Source organism: Caballeronia sp. DA-9 (assembly GCF_051615025.1).
In the GTDB taxonomy this organism is placed as follows: Bacteria; Pseudomonadota; Gammaproteobacteria; order Burkholderiales; family Burkholderiaceae; genus Caballeronia; species Caballeronia sordidicola.
The window spans coordinates 2,101,958-2,124,542 of sequence record NZ_CP195133.1 but is presented as its reverse complement, the minus strand read 5'-3'; the positions used below and the strand labels follow the sequence as shown (position 1 = coordinate 2,124,542).

Here is a 22,585-nt window from a genome sequence, read left to right as displayed (position 1 = left end):
CTCACCTTTACCCGTCGGTCGATGCGCCGATTTTAGCAACCGACAGCTCCCCTCTAGGGTACGGGTATACGACATGTATTGATTTAAATTATCAATCTTGAGTGCCTATAGAAATCTATCTACTGTTCTTCCTGTACCGGCGTCGCGCATGTGAAACGCGGTGCCATGCTGAATCGGCAAAAGCCAAGTAAAGGGAGAGAACACATGCAGGATTTCAAGCGGGAGTTCGAGCGCCGCAAGGCGCTGTTCGTGGACCAGACATCGGTTCGCGCGCGCGATAACCACTACTGGGAACCGGTCGTGATCACGCGTGAAGAGATCGATGCCGAGATTGCGCGCCTTGCCGCCTTGCCACGGCCGGCGGACGGCCGCCGGCAGTCCCTCATCGTCCACCCTTCAGCGCGCGAAGGCTCGCCGGGACTGGCGCCGGGCATCCAGGTGATGATGCAGGTCTTGCTGCCGGGCGAGTCGACCCGCCCGATGCGCCACAACGCGACCGAAGTGAATTTCTGCATTCGCGGCGCAGGAACAACGACGGTGGCGGGGCGCGAGATCGCATTCAGCCAGTACGACGTATGGAACCATCCTTCATACGCGGTCTATGCGCATCACAACGATACAAACGAAATACAGGTCCGCTTCGCATATTCGAACGTGCCGCTGCTGCAGCATATGGAAGTGTATGTGCCCGAGTACGACGTCACCGCTACAGGCGCAGCCATGGAAGAAGTACCTCAGCATGTTGCGGCTGATCCCAAGCGGCAGAACCCGTTCGGCATGTTCCCGATTGGCACGGACGGCGGCCTGCTGATGCCTTACGAGACGCTGATCAATCCTTCGGCGGTGCAGTCCAACCCGCTCCACTTTCCGTGGCAGTCGGTCAAGAAGGAACTCGACAAGCTCGAGGCGCTGGGCAGTGATTACATCGGCCGGCGTCTTTACATGATGTACAACCCGGTCACGGGACGCACCAACGGCATCACGCCGAATTTCTTCGCCACCATGACGATCCGGCCGCCAAAAATTGTCGACCGGCCGCATCGGCATGTATCGGCTGCGATCAACTACTACTTTTCCGGCAGCGGTTACAGCATGGTCGCGGGCAACCGCTATGAGTGGAAAGCTGGCGACCTGATGCTGTCCGCACCGGGCTGGGCGGTCCACAACCACGCTTCTTACGATGACTACGTGTACGAGCTGACCATCCAGGACCAGCCACTCAATATCTACATGGAATCGCTGCTGTGGCAGGAAAGCCTGAAGGCGCCGCCCGCGCTCCTCGGCACCGAAAGTGGCTTCAAAACGAATCGCGAAAAGACGGCAGCGTAAAGGACGACATGACGATGAACATCGAACAAATCAGGGGTTCAATCACGCCGGTCGTCACGCCTTTCAAAAAGGGCGAGGTCGACTATGAAAGCTACGCAAGGCTGGTCGACTGGCAGATCACGAACGGAGGACATGGCGTGCTGGTGAACGGCACTACGTCCGAGCCGAGCACGCTGACGGTGGCCGAGCGCAATCGTCTGGTCGATGTCGCGATCGAAGCCACAAAAGGGCGGGTTCCGGTGATTGCTGCCACGGGGTCGCAGTCCCATGCGGAGACGATTGCTTTGACCGAGCACGCGGACAAGGCCGGCGTGCAGGCGCTGCTGATCGTCACGCCGTACTACATCCGTCCCCCCCAACGGGGACTGGTCGAGTATTACGCCGACCTCGGCGGCCGCACCGATTTGCCCTTGATGATCTATCACATCCCGGGACGCGCTGCGGTTACGACCGACCTGTCGACGGTCAAGGCAATCAAGGAGCGTGTGCCGCATCTGATCGGCATGAAGCACGCAGTGAACGACATGGGCTTCGTCACCCACATGCTGGATACCTTCGGCCCGGACTGGCGCGTGTTCGTCGGACTCGAGGAACTCAGTTTCCCGATGCTCGCGGTCGGTGCGTGCGGGCTGATGAACGCGGTGGGCAATCTCGCGCCGCGCAAGGTCGCGGACCTCTACGAGGCGGTGAACAAGGGCGACATGGAGACGGGCCGGAAGCTTCATTTCGAACTCTTCGATCTCAACCAGTCGGTGTTCTTCGACACCAACCCGATCCCCATCAAATACATGATGAAGCGCATGGGACTGATCGCGAACAACGAGCATCGGCTGCCGATGGTACCCGCCACACGCGAACTCGAAGAGCGCCTGGACAAGGTACTTGCACACGCGGGGCTTGTCTGATGCCTGCCAATCATCTGGAGAACGCTAGGTCATGAGCGCAGCGATTCCCCGCCTGGAGATGGAGCAACTTCCCGAAAACCTCGCCTCATACCTTGAGCCGCGCGTCAAGCGTCTCGGCTATCTCGGCGAGCTGTTCAAGTGCGCCGGCAACGCGCCCGACGTTATTCTTCAATTCATGCATTTCACCGATTCGTTGAAGGACGCGTTGCCGGACCGTCTCACCGAACTGGGAGCACTGACGGTTGCGGGCTACATGCAGAACGACTACGAGCGCAATCAGCACGAGCGTCTGAGTGAAAAGCTTGGTTTTTCGCGTGCATGGATTGCCGAAGTTAACCGGCTCGACCCGTCTGCAACGAAGGAAATGGATGAGGTCGATAGCGCGGCGCAGACGTTTGCGCTCAAAGCTCTGCGCACGCGGGGCCATGATGCGCAAGCGGAATTCAATGCATTTGCGAGCCATCTGTCGCCAGGCGAGGCAATGGCATTTCTGCTGCTCGTCGGGCGTTATGTGACGCATGCCATCGCCGTGAATACGCTTGGCCTGACGCCGCCGGTTCCGTCAATCTTCGAGGGCGATCAATGAGCACGACAATAGAGCCGATTTGGATCTCTGAGCAGCAGATCGTATCGCTTATGAACCTATCGAAGGCGATTGATGCACTCGAAAGCGGCCTCTCGCAACAAGCCAGCGGTGCCGCACGCAATATGGGCAAGACCCACGTCGCGTGGGGACACAACAATTTGCATGCAATTGGGGCTGCGTATCAGGATGCTGGCGTTGTCGGTACGAAGACATGGGCGCACACCGACGGCGGCGCGTGTCCGCTTTTGATCCTGTTTGATAGTACTACTGGCCAGCTAAGAGCCATTCTCGAAGCATTTGCCCTTGGACAGATGCGCACTGGAGGAATTTCTGGTGTTGCGACCAAATGGCTTGCGCGGGAAGATGCGGACGTCTTCGCCCTCATCGGCACAGGCAAGCAGGCACTCGCCCAACTCGCGGCGGTCGCCGCAGTGCGTCGTCTGAAGCTCGTGCGTGTCTACAGCCCCACGCCTGATAAGCGACGCGCGTTTGTCGAAAAAGCACGCTCCAAGTTTGACATCGAAATTGTCGAAGCTCCGTCGGTCGAAGCTGCGGTCGCCGACGCGCCGATCATAACTACGGTCACGCGAGCGACGGAGGCGTTCCTGCCAGCTTCCGCGATTGCAACGGGCTCGCATATCAACGCGGTCGGCGCAATCACCGAAGAGCGGACTGAGCTTGCTGAAGACGTCTTTGCCCGAGTTACGCGCGCGGTAGTCGACGATTTGGATGCCGCGAAGCGACTCTCAAGCGAGCTCATCCGTGCCTACGGCACCAACAATCGTTGGGACGACGTTGTGTCTCTGTGCGAAATTATCGCGAAGCAGCAGCCGCGCACGACATCCGACGATATTACAGTGTTCAAGGCAATGGGTATGGGGGTGTCGGACCTTGCGCTAGGTCTCCAACTGTACGCGATGGCGACTGAAGCGGCGCTCGGCGCTCAGCTGCCGCAGCCACGCCGCGAGGCTCCGCGCCTCGATTGACGGACGGAGCACGGTTTTACGACTCGCGTCGGCATGCGCGCGCGATATTTCTTGATTAAATGCAGGCGTTGAAAAATAGAAGTTTTTAATAAGGAAAACGAATTAATAAGACAAGTTCACTATAAAAATTGGAGACATGTCAGTGAAAAACCGCTTTAGTTTCACCGCGCTAGCCTTATCGTCTGCTGCAGCAATGCCGGTCGCGCACGCCCAAAGTTCTGTGACGCTGTACGGAATCATCGATGCCGGTATTGAATACGTGAATCACGTGCCCGGACCGAATGGCACATCCGGCAGCGCACTACGCATGCAGTCCGGTAGCCTCGCTGGATCCCGCTGGGGCCTACGTGGTTCGGAAGATCTAGGAGGTGGCGTAAAAGCTATTTTCGACCTCGAAAACGGTTTTTCTGTCAACAACGGCACCATAGGGCAAGGCGGACGGATGTTTGGTCGCAAGGCGTATGTCGGTTTGAGCACACCGTATGGTGTCGTCACCTTCGGCCGACAATACAACCTCATCTACGACTTGATGTACGTGTATGACGCGCTGAACTTTAACCCCAGCTATTCGGCGCAAGGCTATGATGCGACGCTGGTCGGCCGATCCGACAATTCAATCCGTTATACCGCGCGCTTGCGGGGAGTTACGTTTGCCGCGCTTTATAGCACGGGCTTCGATAGTACTATCGCCAATGGTGCACAGGTTCCGGGTCACTCGAAGGTCGGACGTGAGTACAGCTTCGCGCTGCAATATGAGCAAGGACCCGGCAGCATTGGCGTGACATACGACCAAATGCAAGGTACCTCGATCGCTACCCAGGACCTTACGCAAATGCGGGTAGTGGGTGGCGCATCTTATGCATTCGGCCCATTCAAGGCATTCGCCGGCACGCGGTGGCTGAACATCAGGGACAACAATGGCACGATCGCGAACGCCGCCCTGCAGAGCTCGTTACTTTATTGGCTGGGGGCGACGTGGCAACCAACCACGCCGTTGATCCTGTCGCTAGGCGGCTATCAGGAACGCACTCACGGTACCGCTCAAAAGTCGACCAGCGGCGTGCTGCTCGCCGACTACTTCCTATCCAAGCGCACCGATTTGTATGTTGAGGTGTCGTATACGAGCAATTCGAATGGGATGAACGTCGGGGTACGCGCAATTGGCGACGTTACTCCAGGAACCAACCAAACCGGCGGAATGGTCGGCATCAAACATACCTTTTGAGAGTCGAGGACGTCATGGCACAACACAAGCTGACGATGCCCAGCGACCGCATCGATGTGCGTCAGGAAATCGAAGAAGCACGTTTGGGCGGCTTCCACATACGTCTAGGCGTAATGGTCTCATTGATCTTGCTCTTCGACGGCTACGATCTGTACAACTCCGCGTACATTGTTCATTACGTGGCGGGGCCGTGGGGTTTGTCTGCTTCGAGCATTGGCATCATGCTTTCGAGTGGCCTAGCGGGCTTCGCTGTGGGGTCGGCCGTCAGTGGCCTGCTTGGCGACCGATTCGGGCGGCGCCGGATCCTGTTGCTCGGCTGCTGGGGTTCTGGCTTGATGAGTGTGGTGATTGCGCTGTTCGCAAACAGTCTCGGGTCGTACATCGTGCTTCGCGTGATAATGGGCCTTGCTCTCGGGCTCCTGATGCCGCTCGCGATCACGTACATCAACGAGATTGCGCCGGCGCGTTCGTCGAATGTTTTCACAAGCCTGTTTTTCTCGCTCGGCTGGGTGAGCGGCTCGTCTTCGGCAGGGCTAATCGCGGCGTGGCTCACGCCGCATTACGGCTGGCAGAGTCTCTATTACGTCGGGGGCGTCGCGCTCGTATTCGCACTCATGATCCAGTTGTGGCTCCCCGAATCGCCCAGGTTTCTTGCAAGCCGCGGTCGATGGGAGGAGGTCAAGCCGCTGCTTTACCGACTGCGTCCGGAACGGGCCGCAATCTATGCTATAGGCCATTTCGCTACGGGCGGCGCTATATCACACAGAAGCCCGCTCGGTCTGCTCCTGTCACGCGACTACCGGCTGCGCACGGTCAGCTTCTGGGCCGCCGGTGCATTAAGCCTGTTCTCGGCCTATGGTCTGTCGGGCTGGCTCCCAACGCTCATGCTTAAACGCGGCGAAACCTTGTCGTCGAGCTTCGCGTATGGTTCGCTGTTCGCCGGCATGGCAGTGGCGGGCGGACTGATTTCCGGCTTCATCGCCGACCGCGTCGGCGACCGCCGTCGCGTCATCTCGGCGTCGTATCTGGTCGGTGCAGTGATGGTTGCGTTGCTAGCCTGGGCGACCGACCGTACCATGACGCTGCTTGCCATCGCCGGTGCAGGCGCATTCGTCGTTGGCTCGCAGATCGTGCTCAACAACCTCGTCGCCGCCACATATCCCACCGAAATGCGCGGTACGGGTGTCGGCGTATTCCTCGGACTGTCGCGCATCGGAGCGATGTTCGGACCCGCCGTGGCGGGCATCCTACAGCAATGGTTCGGCGGACCGGGCATTATGTTCGCGGCGATCATCGCAGCCTTAATGGTGACGTCGATGTTGGTACTGACTGTCGGTCCTTCACAGCCGCACATTGTCGCGACGAACGCTCATTAAATCTTCCATTTCAAGGAAAATTACCATGTCGAGACTCACTCTCAGCCTCGCCGTCAGCGACTATGACCACGTGCGCGATCTGGTAACGGGGCGCGTGCAGCCGGAGGGTATTGATCTGCTGCCCTCAGTGCTCAACGTGGAGGAGATATTTTATCGAACGACGCATTTCCAGGAGTGGGACATCTCGGAGATGTCCTTAGGCAAATATTCCTCACTGCGCTCGCAAGGCGATGACCGGCTTGTCGGATTGCCTGTGTTTCCGTCGCGGTCGTTCCGGCATTCGTCCATTTATGTGCGCCGCGGTGGTCCCGTTCAGCGTCCGGAGGATTTACGCGGCAAGCGCATCGGTATTCCCGAGTGGGCGCAGACCGCCGCAATATACTCACGCGGGTGGATTGCGCATTCGCTCTGCATTCCGCTTTCCGAAATTGAATGGGTGCAGGGCGGCGTGAATCAGGCGGGGCGTAAAGAGAAAGTCGGTGTGCGCGTGCCCGAAGGCGTGTCCTATCAACCCGAACTCGAACACTCGCTGACGTCGCTGTTGCTTGATGGCAAAATCGATGCAGTGCTGAGCGCGCGTCCGCCAGATCCGGGCGCTGATCGCGCGGGGGACATTGTTCGCCTCTTCGAAGATTATCCTGACATAGAGCGGCGATACTATGAAGAGACTGGCATCTTCCCGATTATGCATCTGATCGTTCTGCGCCGGGATACCTTCGAGCGAAATCGCTGGATTGCCGCCAATCTACAGAAGGCATTCGAAGAAGCAAAACGCAATAGCCTTTACCGACTGAGAGACATCACCTGTTCGCATTTTCCGTTGCCTTGGATGCCTGCGCGCATCACAGAAGCCCAAAAGATGTTCGGCGCCGATGTCTGGCCTTACGGCCTGGAACAAAACCGTACGACACTCGAAGCGTTTCTCGGATTCGGCTACGAACAAGGCGTATGTCACCGTCTTCTTAGCCCGGAAGAGCTCTTTCCGGCCGAGACACTGTCTGCCGTACGTGTGTGAACGATCAAAAACCGGGATTATTCAGGGGGCGACAGATAGCCCAAAGTCGAATGCAAGCATAGGACATTGTAGAAGCCAACGATGTACTGGTTGATGTCGCGTCGTGCCTCCTCGTGGTTGGCGTATTGACGCTGCCACGCGCGCTTGATTTCCAGGTTCAGGAGGAAGCGCTCCATCACCGAGTTGTCCCAAGAATTTCCTTTACGGCTCATAATGCAAACTACGTGATGTTGCCTGAGTAACGCCTGGTATTCATCGCTCGCGTATTGCTGCCCCGGTCCCAATGCAGCAGCGCCGGCGGTGTTCGGCGCTGCTGCAGCGCCATGGTCAGGATCGAAATGTGCAATCCGGCCGGCATGGTGGGCGCCATGGACCAGCCAACCACTCTGCGCAAGTACATGTCTAGCACGACCGTCAAATACAGCCAGCCCTGTGCCGTGCGGATGTACGTGATGCCTGAAACCCACCCACGTTTGGCCCGTCCGTGTCAAACCGCCGGTCGAGCACGTTTTCTGCCATGGGTAGCGTATGCCGGCTGTATGTCAGACTCAGGCAGCGCGATAGACATAAGGAGACGTTCTCAAAACCAGTGAAAGCACCATGCAACCGGAGGTATCAAAACGCGTCTCAGTGCAGCGTTAGCACGATGCTGCGACCAACAAGCATTAAGCTGCGGTTATCGGTCGACGTTAAAAGGACGGTTGGATTGTTCAGGTTACGTCTCTTATCTGGCTGCCCTGCATCTTGTTTGTTTTGTTCGCGCGCGTCAAATATACAGTTACGAGAGCGAGGCCGATCAAGGGAACGAACGCGACACAATACAGAATTGAGTCGGGTCTCCAGCCGAGTGCTACCAGGCCGCCCACGAGCAGAGGAGATAGCATGCTGCCCGCCTGCTTCGACATGTTGCCAATACCCAGTGCGGTCGATCTGCTTTCGGTGGGGTATGTTGCAGCGAATAGCGCAAGGGGGGCTGATTGTCCGAGGCCGCCGGCAAATCCGATCAAAAAACCCGCGGGTACGAGCGCGGCAAAGAGATGCATACTCGCCCCAATCGCAGCGGTAGCGAGGGATAACAAAATCAACGACGGGCCCAATAAGCGTCTTGGGCCGAGTAAGGTGACGATGTAGCCGGCGAAGCCAAGGCCGAGCATTGACCCGACGTCAAGGCTCGCTAGAACGTACGAGGTATCGCGTATGCTAACGCCGGCAGATTGTTGAAGCGGAGTAAGCCACACTGTCATCACTTTAATGGTCGCCTGGCTGGTTGCCAAAACTCCCAATAATGCGATGGTCGCGCCAACTCGTCCCGGTTGAAAGATTGCTTTCAGCGGAGCACTTGCCTTCGCTTTCGATTTAGCTACGCTTGGGGACGTTTCCTCAGCTATGAAGGCTATACCGTTCGGAAATATCGATTTCAACGTGCGTTCGGCTGCCTTCCTTTCGCCACGAACGAATAGATAATGCGGCGATTCTTTGATAAAAATCAGGGCCACTATTGCAACGATTAGGGAGACGCACCCGTCTGCAAGAAACACTGCTTGCCAATGATAGTGCCGGAGGAAATATCCGTTGACGATGGCTCCCGTCGCTGCACCCAACGAATAGTTCGCGAGCAGAACCGAGACAATGGTGGCTCGATGTCTCTTCGACACATATTCGCCGCCGAGGGCCATAACGCTCGGGAATGCGCCACCCAAGGCGATTCCGATCAGAAAACGAAGCGCAGTCAGTTGCCAGATTGTCTGTGTGAAGGCCGTAGCGAAGGAGATGAGCGCGATTGCAAGGGCGGAACTGATGACCATTGGTCTCCGGCCTAATTTATCGCCCAAATAACCTACAAGAAAAGTTCCTATGATTCCGCCGGCTTGCAAGGCGGCAAACACCATGCCGAACTTCGACAATTCAATGCCGAGTCCAGCAGACATTGATTTAGTGACAACGCTTATCGATTGAGTGTTTAAACCGTCAAGAAAAATGACGGACCCAGCTAGGACTATCAAGAACACCTGTTTGAGACTCGCCTTTTGAGTGTCGATGTACCGCCCCACGCTGTTCGCATTGGAATCGTCGCTATTCATTGTCTCCTCCATTGTCGCGGTGCCGGGCGTATTCGAATAAACCCGGGCGCCACGATTAAATTGACACGTCTTTTATATAGTAATTTTCGCTGCCTGCAACTTAGCTAGAATAGGCTACGCATTCGCACTTTCGGAGGATTGCTTTTCCTGGGCAATAAGGTCGGAAAGAATTCGACGGGCGCGAATCGCGGCTGCATCAGGGGAAAGCAAGATTGGACTCTGGCTAAGCAAATCGGAAGACCGCATGTTCCGTTGGACGGCCTCAATCATTGGCTTATCTTGCTCGTGGAAGCCAACTTGTTGCCACCAACGAATCTTTTCGTCTGCCTTTGGGTCCTCAAGTGCGTAATTTCGCGTACTTGCGTAGAAATATCGGGTCGTTGTCTCCGACACCGGAGTGACAATATGAGTTCCTATTCTCGACAATCCATCGGACCGGGCGTGGCCGACGGGCGTTACTCCAACTTCGAGTTGGCATGCCGTCGGCGGAAACCACTTTATGTTCAGCCAGAATTCCACGGGCTCGTCCGGAGAATCAAGGAAGCTTGCGAACGATTTCTGTGCGGCAGTCGATGGGACGGTGCGGCGGCTTTCGAGGACGCCGTGTTCGTAGATAACTTCATGTCTGACGGACAGAAGACCGTGAACCTCTTGATACGGCGCGTGCAAGTAGTTGATATGCGAAAGGTCAAGCAAATTATCAATGATTAGCTGGTAGTGCGCGTCCTGGATCATCTCGCCTTGGATCATTTTCAGACCGGGTTGCGAATGGCAACTGAAATCAGGAATCTCCGAGGGGTCGGCCAGATCTTTGTCTCCCATCCATACCCAAATCATCTGATGATGTTCGGCGGCAGGGAAGCTACGAACTGAGGCCTTTGGCGGGATGCGCCCCTCGTTATGAGGATTAAACGAGCAGGTTCCGGAACAGTCGAACTGAAGCCCGTGATAGCCGCATTCGATTGCGTCATCGATCAACCTGCCCATGGACAGCGGCGCAAACCTATGCGGACAACGATCATGGAGAACGACTGGAATGCCGTCCTTCCGCCTGTAGGCGACCAGGGGTAATCCGAGAACGGTGCGGGCGAGCATCCCGTCGGACAAATCGTCGGCCCACGCGAACACATACCAGGCATTGTAAAGAAAACTCACGAAGAAACTCCATTTGGTGGACGTGGGGAGGAGCCATTAACGCGGATTGGAGGATTAACGGCAGGCCACCAGAAGTCTAGCGATCGCGACTAAGACGAGCCACGGGAAATTTTTGCGAGCAACATTCGAAATCTCTCAGATCAAAATAGACCCTGCTAGGGAATGTCCCTAGCATTAAGCGAAAGTATGGAGTGGTAATTTGATTAAATGCGCAAATATCCTTCTATCAACCACCTTCGTAGTTTCCAGGTCATCGGACGGCATTTGAACATGGTGCGAGCGGCAGAGGAACTCCACCTCTCGTCTTCGACTTTGAGTTATCAAATGCACATGCTCGAGGAGCAATTGGGGGTGAAGCTCTTTATTCGAACGAGTCGTGGGCTCATTTTTACCCCTTGTGGCGAGGAGGTATATAAAGAGGTAGACGAGAGTCTTCAAAAACTGACTGAGAGCCTTCGACGGCTGACGGCGATCGACATCGATGCGCCGCTGGTTGTGACTTCTCCACCCACGTTCGCGACGCGTTGGCTGCTACCGAGGTTTGCGACTTTGCAGAGGATGGTAAAAAACGTGGAGCTGCGGGTCTCCACCGTGGACGTTAACTTCGTTCGTGACCACGTGGACTGTGCGATCCTGTACGGTGATGGGAACTGGCCAAGTCTAAGCGTTAATTTTCTGCGGGACGAATACCTCGTCCTTGTATGCGCTCCCGGTGTCGTAGCTGAGGAAAAGCCCCTCCGACAACTAAGCGACCTCCGTCATCATACGTTGCTCTCAGCGCGACGATGGGCCCATGACTGGGACGATTGGGTAGGTCCGGAAGAAGGCGTCGATGCCCTTCATGGTGCCGGCCGACTGGTTCTTGAGTCGCGCAATCTGGTGATCGAAGCGGCATTGAATGGACTCGGTGTCGCACTTGTGGATCCACTAATGGTCCAACGAGAATTGCGCTGCGGGCAACTGATAAAAGTGCTGTCGAAGCGATTGGAAGGCCGTGGCTCATATTATTTTGCTTTCCCTCATTCCGATCCGGTGCCGGAACGGATCAACCTCACTTATCAGTGGTTGATCGACGAGATTTCCAAGCATGCGCTAATCGACGAGGGGATATGCGAACCCGAAGCGGTCGGGACTCCGATCGTGAAGCTTGGCTGAACCGGAGCAGTTTTCGGAAAAGCCAGCAGGCCGGTTTTGGGCTGACTGGCCCGCAAGAGCCAGGACTATCGGGTGAACGCGGTTCACTTGTCCTTGTATCACAGTTCATACATAGTCGACATCAGGACGGCGGCGATTCATTACGTCCCGTACTTCCATGCCGCACTTGAATTACCCGCATCTTCGCACTGCGATGGCATTGAAACAAACGCAATAGAGTCGGCGTCGAGTCGTGTCTGCCTGTGCTCAAATTCGCCAGCCCCCCAATATTGTCCATTTTCTAATAGGATCTTCGGACCAGTTTTTTCTTCTTAAACTCGAAATTCCTCTCGCAAAAACGGGCAAAGCTTTACGGCGATGCAAGAGCCCTCGGAGCCGTAATTGAAAGCGAAAGTAACGCTGCAACCGCTCCAGCGTGATTCTCTACCTGTTGAGGGGCGGCCATCGAGAAATCGAATTTTTGCAATTCTGCACCCGAATCTTTGCGTTTGTTCCGTCCCTTGCGAGGGAATAAGCTGAGCGTACGTATTCGCGATTAATGCAACGGGACAAGGGCGAAATGAAACTGCTTAAAAATATTTGGTACGTGGCTGCATGGAGTCACGAAATCGGCGAGTCGTTAACGACTCGCGACCTGCTGGGAAAGCCGATGCTCTTTTATCGTAAGCGCGATGGGACCCCAGTGGCGATGATAGACCGTTGCCCTCATCGTTTTGCGCCACTGTCGATGGGTAAGCGCGTCGGCGACAACGTCGAGTGCGGTTACCACGGCTTGCAGTTCGACTGCAGTGGCGCATGCACGCTGAATCCGCACGGCGACGGGCGAATCCCGCAGACGGCGCGCGTTCAGACATTTCCGGTCGTTGACCGCCACGGGCTAATTTGGTTGTGGGCCGGTGATCCGGCGCGCGCCGATTCGGGACTGATTCCGGACTTTGAGCACTTGGTTTCGCCGCATCTGAAAACGATCGGCGACCAAATGATCCAGAACGCAAACTACGAGCTTGTCGTCGACAACCTGATGGATCTGTCGCACGTTAACTATCTGCATGCACCATATCAACAAGTTGACGACTTTCTGCGCGCGAAGCATGACGTGATGCAAGACGGCGGGACGCTTGAAAGCCGCCGTACGGTCGCGAGCACACGAGCGCCACAATCGTTCCAGCCGTTCCTGGCAGATCCGGACGCGCCGGTCGAATACTGGCTAAACATCCGTTGGCATGCGCCGGGTTGCTGCGTTCTCGAAACTGGTGTCGTGCCGGTAGGCGAGCCGCGCGAGAAAGGCCTCGTGCGGCTCGGCACGCATATCGTCACGCCCGTCACCACGAGTTACTCGCGCTATGTGTACGCTAGCTCTCGCAACTATCGCCTCGACGATCCGCTTGCCGACGACGAAACAAAACGCTGGCAGCAGATGGGCTTCCACGAGCAGGACAAGCCAATGATCGAAGCAGTTCAGACTCGTATGGGCGATGGAGATTTACTGTCGATGCGCCCGATTCTGCTGGCCACCGATGGGGCTGCGATTCGTGCCCGCCGCCTGCTTGCTGCGATGATTGAGGAAGAGGCACGCATAAACGAACCGGCGCCAGCAGCACTCGCCTGATTGGTGCAACAGAAATAACTCAAAACAGAAAGCAGCACACGAAATGCCGCTTCACCGGAGACAAAAATGCCAGCCCTCCCCGCACCGGGCGCCGCTGCGGCTTTGATTGACGGCCGCCCGTTATCGCCTTATCAGCGCTTGGTCCTCGTACTTTGTGGATCTGTGATCTTTCTAGACGGACTCGACACCCAATCGATTAGCGTTGCGACAAAGTCGATGGCGGTAGCGCTAGATGTTCCACTCGCGAGCTTTGGCGCAGTGTTCTCAGTGCTTCAGCTGGGAGGGTTGCTCGGCACTTTCATCTTTGGCTATCTTGCTGACCGCATTGGTAGGCGACCACTTGTGATTGTGGCGGCGCTACTCATCGGCTTCTTGACGCTCGGTACTGCAAGCGTCGAGACATACACGCAACTGATGATTGTTCGTTTTCTCGGGGGCGTTGGCCTTGGCGGCATTTTTCCCTGTGTGCTGGCACTTGGGGCCGAATATGTGCACAGCAAGTCGAGAGGTTTCGCGGTCGCATTGTTGTTCGCAAACTATTCGCTGGGAGCGGCACTTGGAGCGATGCTCAACGGATATGTGCTTGCGCACGCGGGCTGGCGTGCAGTGTATCTGGTCGGAGGTGGACTATCGATCGCTGTGGCTCTCGCGATAATCGTTTGGCTGCCGGAATCGCCGCACTTCCTGGTTTCACGAGGGAAGACAAAGAAATTGCGTAGGGTTTTCGAACGACTCTACCCGCGCGAGACTATTGACATCGACGTGCTGCGCTTGCGGCCGTGTTCAACGGCCGACGATGCTCCGGCGACTGCCGGCGTGCCCATACGCGAAATCTTTGGGGAAGGGCGATTAGGTGTCACGCTGCTGCTGCTCGGTATCTTGGTGCTCAGCTACGCTACGATCAAGGTAATGACTGTTTGGCTTATGCCGCTGCTGCAAACGGCAGGAATCCCGGTCGTCAAGGCGTCTTGGGTGCTCGCAAGCCTTGACATCGGATCGATGATAGGTCTTGGTCTCGCTGGTTATGTTGTCAGTCGTTTTGGCACGACGCGATCGCTTTTGCCTGCGCTGCTACTCCTGACCATGACGACTGTGTTGGTCGGCATGGAGATATCGAAGATAGCCGTGCTGGTGCCGAGCGGCTTCGTGATAGGACTGACTGGCGGCATCGGACAATCAGCGCCGCTCGCACTTTTTGCGCTTATATATCCGACGCGTGTGCGTTCGACAGCGTTGGGACTGGGTGGGGCGGCTGGCCAGGTTGGGAAGATCGCTTCGCCGATGCTTGTCGCCATTGTGCTGTCGATTGGCTGGAAACCCGACGCTATCTTGCTTTCTGTCGCAGTCCTACCGGCTATTGGTGTTCTGCTGATAATTGGCCTTCGGTTGTCGAGGAACGCAAAGGCGTCCGGCATTAGCCAGCACGTTTCGACTTAATCCACTCTTACGGTACGTCTCTCCTGCCATGAACGTTGTCGTCACCCGTATTTTGGATGTCGCTGCTGACATCCGCTCCTTCGAATTCGAGCCGCTCGGCGGCCATCCATTGCCAGGTTTCGAACCAGGCGCGCATATTGACGTTCACTTGCCGACGGGAATGGTACGTCAATATTCGCTGTGCGGACCCCGCGAATCCTCCAACGCATATGTGATCGCTGTTCAACGCGAAGCTGCTTCTCGTGGTGGATCGCTCGCGATGCATGACTTAAAGATCGGTGACACGCTTCGCGTTGAAGGTCCGCGCAATCACTTTCCGCTGGAGGCTACCGCTGCTCGGTCGATCCTGTTTGCCGGCGGCATAGGGATCACGCCGCTGCTCGCGATGGCCGAACATCTTGCCGCTCTGAGCGCGTCGTTTGAGTTGCACTATTGTGTGAGGGAGCGGTCGCGTGCAGCGTTTTTGGAGCGAATAGCATCGCCGGCTTTGCGCGAGCGCTCATTTCTACATATCGATACAGAACCGGGAAGCACCGCGCTGGATGTGGCGCTTGCTATTGGCGAGCCAGCACCTGGCAAGCATTTGTACGTCTGCGGCCCGGGCGGCTTTATGACGCACGTCCTGACGACTGCGCAACGAGCGGGATGGGATGACGCCCATCTCCACCGCGAATATTTCAGCGCACCAGCGACACCTGCATTGAACTCCGTTTCGCCGTTAGAGTCGTTCACGGTTCGGCTCGCAAAAAGCGGCCGAGTTATTCCGGTCAGTGCGTCACAGACCGTTGTCGAGGCGCTCGCCGCCAACGGCGTTCATGTTGAGACATCGTGCGAGCAGGGCGTGTGCGGTACCTGCCTGACTCGCGTGCTGGCGGGAGAGCCCGACCATCGCGATCTTTACCTAACCGACGTCGAGCGAGCGGGAAACAGCCAGTTCCTACCGTGTTGTTCGCGCTCGCGCACGCCAGAGCTTTTGCTTGATCTGTAAGCACCCTCTTAAAGATGGCACGCGGCCCTTCGCAGCAAATCCTGATTGTTGGCCGCGGGGCATGTGAGTACGATCCTTGAAACGATATCCGCGGGAGTCATCCGTCCACAATGCAGGCGCTTCCTTCGTTTAACCATCTGCGTAGTTTCCAGGTCATTGGCCATCACCTGAATCTTGTACATGCGGCGCGCGAGCTGCATCTGAGCGCCTCGACACTATCGTATCAGCTCGGAATTCTCGAAGAGCGGCTCGACGTGCGCCTGTTCGTACGCACGGGCCGCGGTCTCGCCTTCACCGACGCTGGCCGAGAGTTACACGGCGAGGTCGATCGATGTCTTCAGCAATTGCGGACCGCATGGCAACGTGTAGCGATGCGCGGTGAGTCTTCACGACTGATCGTCAATTCGCTGCCTACTTTTGCGATGCATTGGTTGTTGCCGCGACTTGCCGCCGTTCAGGAGCGATTTGCGAACGTCGAAATTCGTGTCTCAATTTCTGCGGTGGATCTCGCCCGCGACGCGCTTGATTGCGCGATCGCGTACGGTGACGGAAATTGGCCCGACGTGCGTTGCGACTTCCTGCGTGCCGAATCGCTAATCGCTGTGTGCTCGGCGGCCACGTTCACGGCAAAAGGGCCACTCGCTAACGTACCCGACTTAGCGCATCACACGCTGCTCTCTGCCAAGACCCGCCCCGACGACTGGGCCCTTTGGGCAGAAGCCGCTCACAGTCCAGTACCGACGGGGGAAGGTCAACTGATTCTCGCTTCACGGATCATGGTGATTCAAGCTGCTTGCGAAAGCCTTGGGGTGGCGGTCGTCGACCCGGCGATGGTGCGCGCGGAATTGTCGGCGGGCCGGCTGGTCCAGGCTCTGCCACAAGTGGCGCGTGGCAAGGGCGCTTATTATCTCGTTTATCCCGAAGGAGAGGAGGCCCTCGCCAAAGTAGAAGCATTTCGTGGTTGGCTGCTTGCTGAACTTGCGAAGGAAGAGGGGCCGAAGGTAGAGGATCGTCATTCACGGCTGGGCTCCGTTGGACCAAATCGACTTGACAGCCAGTAATCGCGATCCTTCTACCGTGGAGCTCATGTGGGCGTAGCGCCGGCGTCAGATACTCGCGCAGGACAAATTCGGCTTTGCGGTAAGTTTCATCTGCTCACTCTTTGTGCTTGAATTCAAGCCATGCCTTGGCGACGAGATGAAAGGCTCCGTCGGCAGCGCGCTTTCGTGCGGCAACGTCGGCACGCCGTTGTTCGACTGGATCAGTACCCTCGCGCACGAGATCGCGAGCAACGGCGGCGCGGCGCCGTGCTTCGATCAAACTAACGTCGGGGTAAGGGGCCGGGGCCAAGGCTCAGGAAGTTTTCTTTCCCAGTACCGGGACGGCGATATCGGAGTAGCCAGGTCTTTGCGCCGTTCGGGCATGCACAATGAAAGGCCTTGGCCATCCGGGAGGAGGTAGGGCTTCGGCCCCGTTTTGGGGTTGCGAAACGCCAATTCCGACTTCGGTTCGACGTGTCTGGGCATGGCTTTGCCCTCGAAACTGGTATATGCACCAATATACGTAAAAGCGCCGGATGTTACCGGACCACATCGGAACGCAAAGGACAAAAAACCCCGCAGGCGCAAGGCTTTACGGGGTTTCTCTAACTTCTCCGGATTGCTCCGGACTACATGCTGGTGCCCAAGAGAGGACTCGAACCTCCACGGTGTTGCCACCGCTAGGACCTGAACCTAGTGCGTCTACCAATTCCGCCACCTGGGCTAGGGTGCGTGTGCAGCAAAGAACGCAATTATAGCCGGGCTCGCCGCGCTGTCAAGCATTTTGAGATCTAAGCCCCAACCGGGCTGCAAGCCATTGTCCATATGGCTTAAGCGCCGATATGGCCTCGTTTGCGGGTGTTAGAATGATCCGCAGACTATTCGTGAACGAACCGGAACAACGTTAAGCGCGACGTCCCGGCAACGCATCGGCTCATCGCTTTCAAAAATGGCCGGTAAAGTCAGGATGCAAAGCCGGGAACGTGGTGCCCGCGTGGTCGCCACGCGTTTCCGATTAACCGCGACATTCAGTTAGACGAGAAGAGATCATCGATAAGCCCTTGAACAAATACCCGTATCCGATACCGAGCCGCGAAGAAATTCTCGGCGTGTTGCGTACGAGCGAAGCCCCGCTTGCTGCGAACGACATCGCCGAAGCTCTGTCGATCAAGCGCCAGGAGCGCGAAGGATTTTTCAAGCGATTGGGCGCCATGGAGCGCGACGGCCAGGTCCGTCTCGACAAACGCGGCTACTACCAGCTCACGCATCCGTCGAATTTCGTGGCGGGCCGGGTCCAGGGCCATCGCGACGGTTTTGGCTTCCTGATTCGCGACGACGGCCAGGACGACCTGTTCCTGCCCAACGGCGAAATGCAGAAGGTCATGCATAACGATCGCGTGCTCGCACGCATTGTGGGTTATGACCGGCGCGGGCGTCCGGAAGGCCATATTGTCGAAGTCACGGATCGCGCGAACAAACGCATTATCGGCAGGTTGATCAGCGAGAACGGCGCGCTGATCCTCGTGCCGGAAGACAAGCGCATCGGGCACGACATTCTCATCACGCAGAATCCGAAGAAGGCGAAAGTGGGGCAAGTGGTGTCGGTGGATCTCACCGATTTCCCGAGCCGCCATTCGCAGCCGCTTGGGCGCGTGGTGGAAGTGATCGGCGACATCGACGATCCGGGCATGGAGATCGAGATCGCCGTGCGCAAATACGGCGTGCCGCATGAATTCAGCGACCGCGCGCTTGAGCAAGCGTCCAGACTGCCCGACGAAGTGCGTCCGGCCGACATCCGGCATCGCGTGGATTTGCGCGATGTGCCGCTCGTGACCATCGACGGCGAAGATGCGCGCGACTTCGACGACGCCGTGTATTGCGAGCCCATGAACGTCGGGCGCGGCACGGGTTTCCGTTTGCTGGTCGCGATTGCGGACGTCTCGCATTACGTGCGCCCGAACGAAGCGCTGGACGTCGATGCGCTCGATCGCAGCACGTCGGTATATTTCCCGCGCCGCGTGATTCCCATGTTGCCCGAGAAGCTGTCGAACGGGCTGTGTTCGCTGAATCCTCAGGTCGACCGTTGCGTGCTGGTTTGCGACATGGTGGTCACCGCGCGCGGCGAGATCAAGGCGTATCAGTTCTATCCCGCCGTGATGCATTCGGCGGCGCGCCTGACCTATACGGAAGTGGCCGCGGTCCTGACCAATACAAAGGGGCCGGAAGCGGCGAAGCGGGCAGATCTGCTGCCACAACTGCAGAATCTGTATGGCGTGTACAAGTCGCTGCACGCGGCGCGCCAGAAACGCGGCGCGATCGACTTCGATACGACCGAGACGTACATAGTCTGCAACGCGCAGGGCAAGATAGAACAGATCGTGCCGCGTCACAGGAACGACGCGCACAGGCTGATCGAGGAAAGCATGCTGGCCGCGAACGTGTGTGCCGCGGACTTCCTGAAACGCAATAAACATCCGGGGTTGTATCGGGTGCATGCCGGGCCCACGCCTGAAAAGCTCGAAAATCTGCGCGCCTTCCTGCGTGGCGTGGGTTTGTCGCTGGGTGGCGGCGAGAAGCCGCATGCAAGCGATTACGCGGCGCTCATGGCGATGGTGCGCGACCGGCCGGATGCGCAGATGCTGCAGAGCATGGTGCTGCGCTCCATGCAGCAAGCCGTGTACAGCCCGGACAACATCGGGCACTTCGGGCTCGCGTACGAAGCGTATGCGCACTTCACGAGCCCGATTCGCCGATACCCCGACCTGCTCACGCATCGCGCGATTTACGCCATCCTGCAGGGCAAGAAGTATCAGCCGGAGGTCGGTCACGACGTGACGCTCAGCACCGGCTTGACGAAAGCAGCGCGAGCCATGCAGAAGGCCGACGACGAATCGCGCAGCCGTCAGCGCAACAACGTCGCGATCTGGGAAGAACTCGGGCTGCATTGTTCGTCGAATGAACGCCGCGCCGACGAAGCTTCGCGCGACGTGGAAGCGTGGCTCAAGTGCTATTTCATGCGCGACAAGCTCGGCGAGGAATACGGCGGCATGGTCAATGGCGTGACCACGTTCGGTATCTTCGTGCAGCTTGATTCGTTGTTCATAGAAGGGCTGGTGCATATCACCGAACTCGGCGCCGATTACTTCCAGTACGACGAGATCAAGAACGAATTGCGCGGCGAACGCACGGGCATTCGCTACCGGATGTCGGATCGCGTGCGCGTGCAGGTCAGCCGCGTGGATCTGGATTCGCGCAAGATCGACTTCCGTCTGGTTCGCGATACGCCGGTCAAGCCGCCCGGCCGCTCAACCGCGCCGGCTGCCACCGCCGAGCACGCGGGCATCAACGGCTCCGGCCCGCGTGTACGTGCGTTACCCGCCGACGAAGGCAGCAGCGTGAACAGCCGCCGGCGTGATCGTGGCGGCAAGAAAGCCGCGGCGCAGGCGGCAGGCAAAGCGGCCGCTGCCGCGTTGCCGCCGACCATCGCGAAGGACATGGCGGTGGCCAAGAAGCGCGGCGCGGTCACGAAGCCGGCGGCAAAAAGCCATCCGCCGCGCAAGAAGCGCTGAAAGAAGTACTGAGGCGGCGCGAGTCATCGAGCTCGGGCGACGCCCCGGTTTGAAATGCGCGGCCCGATGCACGATGCATCCGGGCCGCGTTTCCATTTTGTTTTGTTTGATTACGGTCTGGTCCAGTCATGTCACGTCTTAAAGTTTTGTATGGTTTTCACGCGGTGACCGCACGGGTTCGCGCGGACGCATCGACGATCGAAGAGATCCTCTACGATCCGACCCGCAAGGACCGGCGCATGACGGATTTCCTGCGCACGGCAAAGGAAGCGGGCATTCGCCTGATCGCCGCCGACGAGGCGCGCCTTTGGGGTCTGTCGGGCAACGTGGGCCATCAGGGCGTGGTGGCGCGCGCATCCGACATGCCGCTCGCGCAAAACCTTGCCGAGCTGCTCGATGGCGTGAGCGGCACGCCCTTGCTGCTCGTGCTCGACGGTGTAACCGATCCGCACAATCTCGGCGCGTGCCTGCGTGTTGCCGATGCCGCCGGCGCCCATGCCGTGATCGCACCGCGCGACCGCTCGGCGGGATTGAATGCAACGGCCGCGAAGGTTGCGAGCGGCGCCGCCGAAACCGTGCCGTACATCACGGTGACGAATCTGGCGCGGGCGTTGCGCGAGTTGAAGGATGCAGGCGTGTGGGTGATTGGCACGTCGGGCGACGCGACGGCGAGTGTCTACGAGACGAAGCTCGACGGCCCCGTTGCGATAGTCGTGGGCGCGGAAGGCGAGGGCATGCGCCGTCTCACCGGCGAAACCTGCGACGAGATCATGAAGATTCCGATGGCAGGCAGCGTCGAGAGTCTGAATGTATCGGTGGCGAGCGGGATCTGTTTGTTCGAAGCCGTCCGTCAGCGGTCGGTCAAGAAGTAGGCGCACGTGAAGCGGCATCGTTTTGCGCTGCTTGCGGGTGGCCTTGTATGTGCCTTGCTCGCCGCCTGTTCCACCACGCAGATTGATCGCGGCGCATACATTGCAGACACGCGCTATCACGCGCCGGGCTTCGATTCGCGGGTGCGGTTTCTCGTCATGCACTACACGCAAAGTGGCGAAGCGCGTTCGCTCGCGGTGCTCACCGGGGATGACGTCAGCGTTCATTACGTCGTGCCGGATGCGCCGCGCATCGAAAATGGCGAGCCCGTGGTCTATCAGCTCGTGCCTGAAACCGAGCGCGCGTGGCACGCGGGCAAGAGCGAATGGCAAGGAACCACGGAACTGAACGCGGCGTCCATTGGCATTGAGAACGTCAACGTTGGTCCCATCGATACACCGCAAGGCCGCACGTGGGCGCCTTATCCACCGGCGCAGGTCGACGCTATCGTCAAGCTGGCGAAGGATGTTGTGACGCGCTACAAGATTCCGCCAACGCGCGTGGTGGGTCACAGCGACATCGCGCCACAACGCAAGATCGATCCGGGTCCGGCTTTCCCATGGCGCACGCTTTACGACAACGGCGTAGGCGCGTGGCCCGACGATGCAATGGTTGCGCAGCATCTGGCCGGACGCGATCCGAAGTCCCCCGCCGATGTAGCGGTCTTGCAGCAAAAACTCCAGCGATACGGCTACGAGATTGCAACGGATGGCGTGCTCGACGAAAAGACGCGCCGTGTGATCGCGGCGTTCCAGATGCATTTCCGTCCCGCCGACTATGCCGGCAACCCCGATGCCGAGACGGACGCCATCGCCGCCGCGCTGCTCGACAAGTACCTTCCTTAAAGGCTCATTGCATTCATGTCAGATCTTTTTCTCCCGCTTCGTTCGGTGCATATGACGTGCGCGGCGCTCAGCATTCTCGGTTTTTTCATTCGATGGATCTGGATGCTGCGCGACTCCCCGCTGCTGCAACAACGCGCGGTCAAGGTCGTGCCGCATATCGTGGATACGGTGTTGCTGCTGAGCGCCATCGCGCTGGTCGGGATCATTGGTTTTGGACCGAACGCTGCGTGGCTGTCGGCGAAGATCGCCGGGTTGATCGTGTATGTCGTGCTCGGGACATTTGCGCTGAAACGCGGACGCACGAAGGGTGCGCGCGCGATCTTCGGCGTCCTGGCGATCATTGTGTTCGTGTTTATTGCGTCCGTGGCGCGCACGCACAATCCGCTCGGCTTCTTGATGCAGGTTTGAGCGTCT

Annotated in this window: 19 protein-coding genes, 1 tRNA gene and 1 pseudogene; 16 read left to right on the top strand and 5 right to left on the bottom strand. The window is 58.0% G+C overall.

Features of this window, described 5'->3' with window-relative positions; genetic code table 11:
* The first annotated feature begins 204 nt into the window (after positions 1 to 204).
* From ACRWA7_RS25920 to ACRWA7_RS25890, 7 genes are all read left to right on the top strand, one after another.
* Entirely contained in the window at positions 205 to 1,329 is a 1,125-nt protein-coding gene (locus tag ACRWA7_RS25920) for a cupin domain-containing protein (RefSeq protein ID WP_438393134.1), read from the top strand.
* Positions 1,330 to 1,343: 14 nt separating this feature from the next.
* On the top strand, positions 1,344 to 2,234 hold the full coding sequence (dapA, locus tag ACRWA7_RS25915) for a 4-hydroxy-tetrahydrodipicolinate synthase (RefSeq protein ID WP_438393132.1): 891 nt from the start codon (positions 1,344 to 1,346) through the stop codon (positions 2,232 to 2,234).
* A 31-nt stretch (positions 2,235 to 2,265) separates the two neighbouring features.
* On the top strand, positions 2,266 to 2,820 hold the full coding sequence (locus ACRWA7_RS25910) for a hypothetical protein (RefSeq protein ID WP_438393131.1): 555 nt from the start codon (positions 2,266 to 2,268) through the stop codon (positions 2,818 to 2,820).
* The gene (locus ACRWA7_RS25905) at positions 2,817 to 3,806 is read left to right on the top strand and encodes an ornithine cyclodeaminase family protein (protein ID WP_438393129.1); all 990 of its coding nucleotides are present in this window, start codon (positions 2,817 to 2,819) and stop codon (positions 3,804 to 3,806) included. The genes ACRWA7_RS25910 and ACRWA7_RS25905 overlap by 4 nt, the downstream gene beginning before the upstream one ends.
* Positions 3,807 to 3,948: 142 nt before the next feature.
* A complete protein-coding gene (locus tag ACRWA7_RS25900) occupies positions 3,949 to 5,031 on the top strand; it encodes a porin (RefSeq protein ID WP_438393127.1) in 1,083 nt (360 codons plus the stop codon).
* Positions 5,032 to 5,045: 14 nt separating this feature from the next.
* Positions 5,046 to 6,407, top strand: a complete 1,362-nt coding sequence (locus ACRWA7_RS25895) for an MFS transporter (protein ID WP_438393125.1) — start codon at positions 5,046 to 5,048, stop codon at positions 6,405 to 6,407.
* A gap of 25 nt (positions 6,408 to 6,432) precedes the next feature.
* Complete coding sequence (locus ACRWA7_RS25890; protein WP_438393124.1) at positions 6,433 to 7,422, top strand: 4,5-dihydroxyphthalate decarboxylase; 990 nt, start codon at positions 6,433 to 6,435, stop codon at positions 7,420 to 7,422.
* A gap of 17 nt (positions 7,423 to 7,439) precedes the next feature.
* Here the strand turns inward: ACRWA7_RS25890 and ACRWA7_RS25885 are convergent.
* The 3 genes and pseudogenes from ACRWA7_RS25885 to ACRWA7_RS25875 form a co-directional block, all read right to left on the bottom strand.
* Positions 7,440 to 7,965: pseudogene (locus tag ACRWA7_RS25885) on the bottom strand (IS3 family transposase); the annotation flags it as partial.
* A 167-nt stretch (positions 7,966 to 8,132) separates the two neighbouring features.
* Entirely contained in the window at positions 8,133 to 9,503 is a 1,371-nt protein-coding gene (locus ACRWA7_RS25880; protein ID WP_438393122.1) for an MFS transporter, read from the bottom strand.
* Between the two features lie 114 nt (positions 9,504 to 9,617).
* Positions 9,618 to 10,658, bottom strand: a complete 1,041-nt coding sequence (locus ACRWA7_RS25875) for a Rieske 2Fe-2S domain-containing protein (protein WP_438393121.1) — start codon at positions 10,656 to 10,658, stop codon at positions 9,618 to 9,620.
* Positions 10,659 to 10,865: 207 nt separating this feature from the next.
* Between ACRWA7_RS25875 and ACRWA7_RS25870 the strand changes: the two genes are divergently transcribed.
* From ACRWA7_RS25870 to ACRWA7_RS25850, 5 genes are all read left to right on the top strand, one after another.
* On the top strand, positions 10,866 to 11,813 hold the full coding sequence (locus tag ACRWA7_RS25870) for a LysR substrate-binding domain-containing protein (protein ID WP_438393120.1): 948 nt from the start codon (positions 10,866 to 10,868) through the stop codon (positions 11,811 to 11,813).
* A gap of 559 nt (positions 11,814 to 12,372) precedes the next feature.
* Positions 12,373 to 13,422 (top strand): Rieske 2Fe-2S domain-containing protein, encoded by a 1,050-nt coding sequence (locus ACRWA7_RS25865; protein ID WP_438393119.1) that lies wholly within the window; start codon positions 12,373 to 12,375, stop codon positions 13,420 to 13,422.
* Between the two features lie 102 nt (positions 13,423 to 13,524).
* On the top strand, positions 13,525 to 14,859 hold the full coding sequence (locus ACRWA7_RS25860; RefSeq protein WP_438393118.1) for an MFS transporter: 1,335 nt from the start codon (positions 13,525 to 13,527) through the stop codon (positions 14,857 to 14,859).
* Positions 14,860 to 14,887: 28 nt separating this feature from the next.
* Positions 14,888 to 15,847: a PDR/VanB family oxidoreductase gene (locus ACRWA7_RS25855; RefSeq protein WP_438393116.1), complete on the top strand. Its 960-nt coding sequence runs from the start codon at positions 14,888 to 14,890 to the stop codon at positions 15,845 to 15,847.
* A gap of 110 nt (positions 15,848 to 15,957) precedes the next feature.
* A complete protein-coding gene (locus ACRWA7_RS25850) occupies positions 15,958 to 16,908 on the top strand; it encodes a LysR substrate-binding domain-containing protein (protein ID WP_438393115.1) in 951 nt (316 codons plus the stop codon).
* Positions 16,909 to 17,002: 94 nt separating this feature from the next.
* On the opposite strand, the gene ACRWA7_RS25845 is transcribed toward ACRWA7_RS25850, so the two are convergent.
* Together ACRWA7_RS25845 and ACRWA7_RS25840 are read right to left on the bottom strand one after the other, a co-directional pair.
* A complete protein-coding gene (locus ACRWA7_RS25845) occupies positions 17,003 to 17,167 on the bottom strand; it encodes a hypothetical protein (RefSeq protein ID WP_438393114.1) in 165 nt (54 codons plus the stop codon).
* Positions 17,168 to 17,524: 357 nt separating this feature from the next.
* Positions 17,525 to 17,611: transfer RNA gene (locus tag ACRWA7_RS25840), tRNA-Leu, on the bottom strand.
* Positions 17,612 to 17,948: 337 nt separating this feature from the next.
* On the opposite strand from ACRWA7_RS25840, the gene rnr reads away from it, so the two are divergent.
* The 4 genes from rnr to ACRWA7_RS25820 all read left to right on the top strand — a co-directional run bounded on the left by rnr (position 17,949) and on the right by ACRWA7_RS25820 (position 22,579).
* Entirely contained in the window at positions 17,949 to 20,456 is a 2,508-nt protein-coding gene (gene rnr, locus ACRWA7_RS25835) for a ribonuclease R (RefSeq protein ID WP_060818833.1), read from the top strand.
* 128 nt (positions 20,457 to 20,584) lie between these two features.
* On the top strand, positions 20,585 to 21,328 hold the full coding sequence (gene rlmB / locus ACRWA7_RS25830; RefSeq protein WP_056364043.1) for a 23S rRNA (guanosine(2251)-2'-O)-methyltransferase RlmB: 744 nt from the start codon (positions 20,585 to 20,587) through the stop codon (positions 21,326 to 21,328).
* Between the two features lie 6 nt (positions 21,329 to 21,334).
* Positions 21,335 to 22,171: an N-acetylmuramoyl-L-alanine amidase gene (locus ACRWA7_RS25825; protein WP_438393113.1), complete on the top strand. Its 837-nt coding sequence runs from the start codon at positions 21,335 to 21,337 to the stop codon at positions 22,169 to 22,171.
* A 15-nt stretch (positions 22,172 to 22,186) separates the two neighbouring features.
* Entirely contained in the window at positions 22,187 to 22,579 is a 393-nt protein-coding gene (locus ACRWA7_RS25820) for a SirB2 family protein (protein WP_438393112.1), read from the top strand.
* Positions 22,580 to 22,585 lie beyond the last annotated feature (6 nt).

What these genes read in the sequence shown, in the direction of transcription:
- ACRWA7_RS25870 (WP_438393120.1), top strand. Translation starts at nt 10,866, where the DNA reads ATGCGCAAATATCCTTCTATCAACCACCTTCGTAGTTTCCAGGTCATC.
- ACRWA7_RS25890 (WP_438393124.1), top strand. Translation starts at nt 6,433, where the DNA reads ATGTCGAGACTCACTCTCAGCCTCGCCGTCAGCGACTATGACCACGTG.
- ACRWA7_RS25905 (WP_438393129.1), top strand. Translation starts at nt 2,817, where the DNA reads ATGAGCACGACAATAGAGCCGATTTGGATCTCTGAGCAGCAGATCGTA.
- ACRWA7_RS25880 (WP_438393122.1), bottom strand. Translation starts at nt 9,503, where the DNA reads ATGAATAGCGACGATTCCAATGCGAACAGCGTGGGGCGGTACATCGAC.
- ACRWA7_RS25920 (WP_438393134.1), top strand. Translation starts at nt 205, where the DNA reads ATGCAGGATTTCAAGCGGGAGTTCGAGCGCCGCAAGGCGCTGTTCGTG.
- ACRWA7_RS25910 (WP_438393131.1), top strand. Translation starts at nt 2,266, where the DNA reads ATGAGCGCAGCGATTCCCCGCCTGGAGATGGAGCAACTTCCCGAAAAC.
- rlmB (WP_056364043.1), top strand. Translation starts at nt 20,585, where the DNA reads ATGTCACGTCTTAAAGTTTTGTATGGTTTTCACGCGGTGACCGCACGG.
- ACRWA7_RS25855 (WP_438393116.1), top strand. Translation starts at nt 14,888, where the DNA reads ATGAACGTTGTCGTCACCCGTATTTTGGATGTCGCTGCTGACATCCGC.
- ACRWA7_RS25850 (WP_438393115.1), top strand. Translation starts at nt 15,958, where the DNA reads ATGCAGGCGCTTCCTTCGTTTAACCATCTGCGTAGTTTCCAGGTCATT.
- ACRWA7_RS25895 (WP_438393125.1), top strand. Translation starts at nt 5,046, where the DNA reads ATGGCACAACACAAGCTGACGATGCCCAGCGACCGCATCGATGTGCGT.
- dapA (WP_438393132.1), top strand. Translation starts at nt 1,344, where the DNA reads ATGAACATCGAACAAATCAGGGGTTCAATCACGCCGGTCGTCACGCCT.
- ACRWA7_RS25820 (WP_438393112.1), top strand. Translation starts at nt 22,187, where the DNA reads ATGTCAGATCTTTTTCTCCCGCTTCGTTCGGTGCATATGACGTGCGCG.
- ACRWA7_RS25865 (WP_438393119.1), top strand. Translation starts at nt 12,373, where the DNA reads ATGAAACTGCTTAAAAATATTTGGTACGTGGCTGCATGGAGTCACGAA.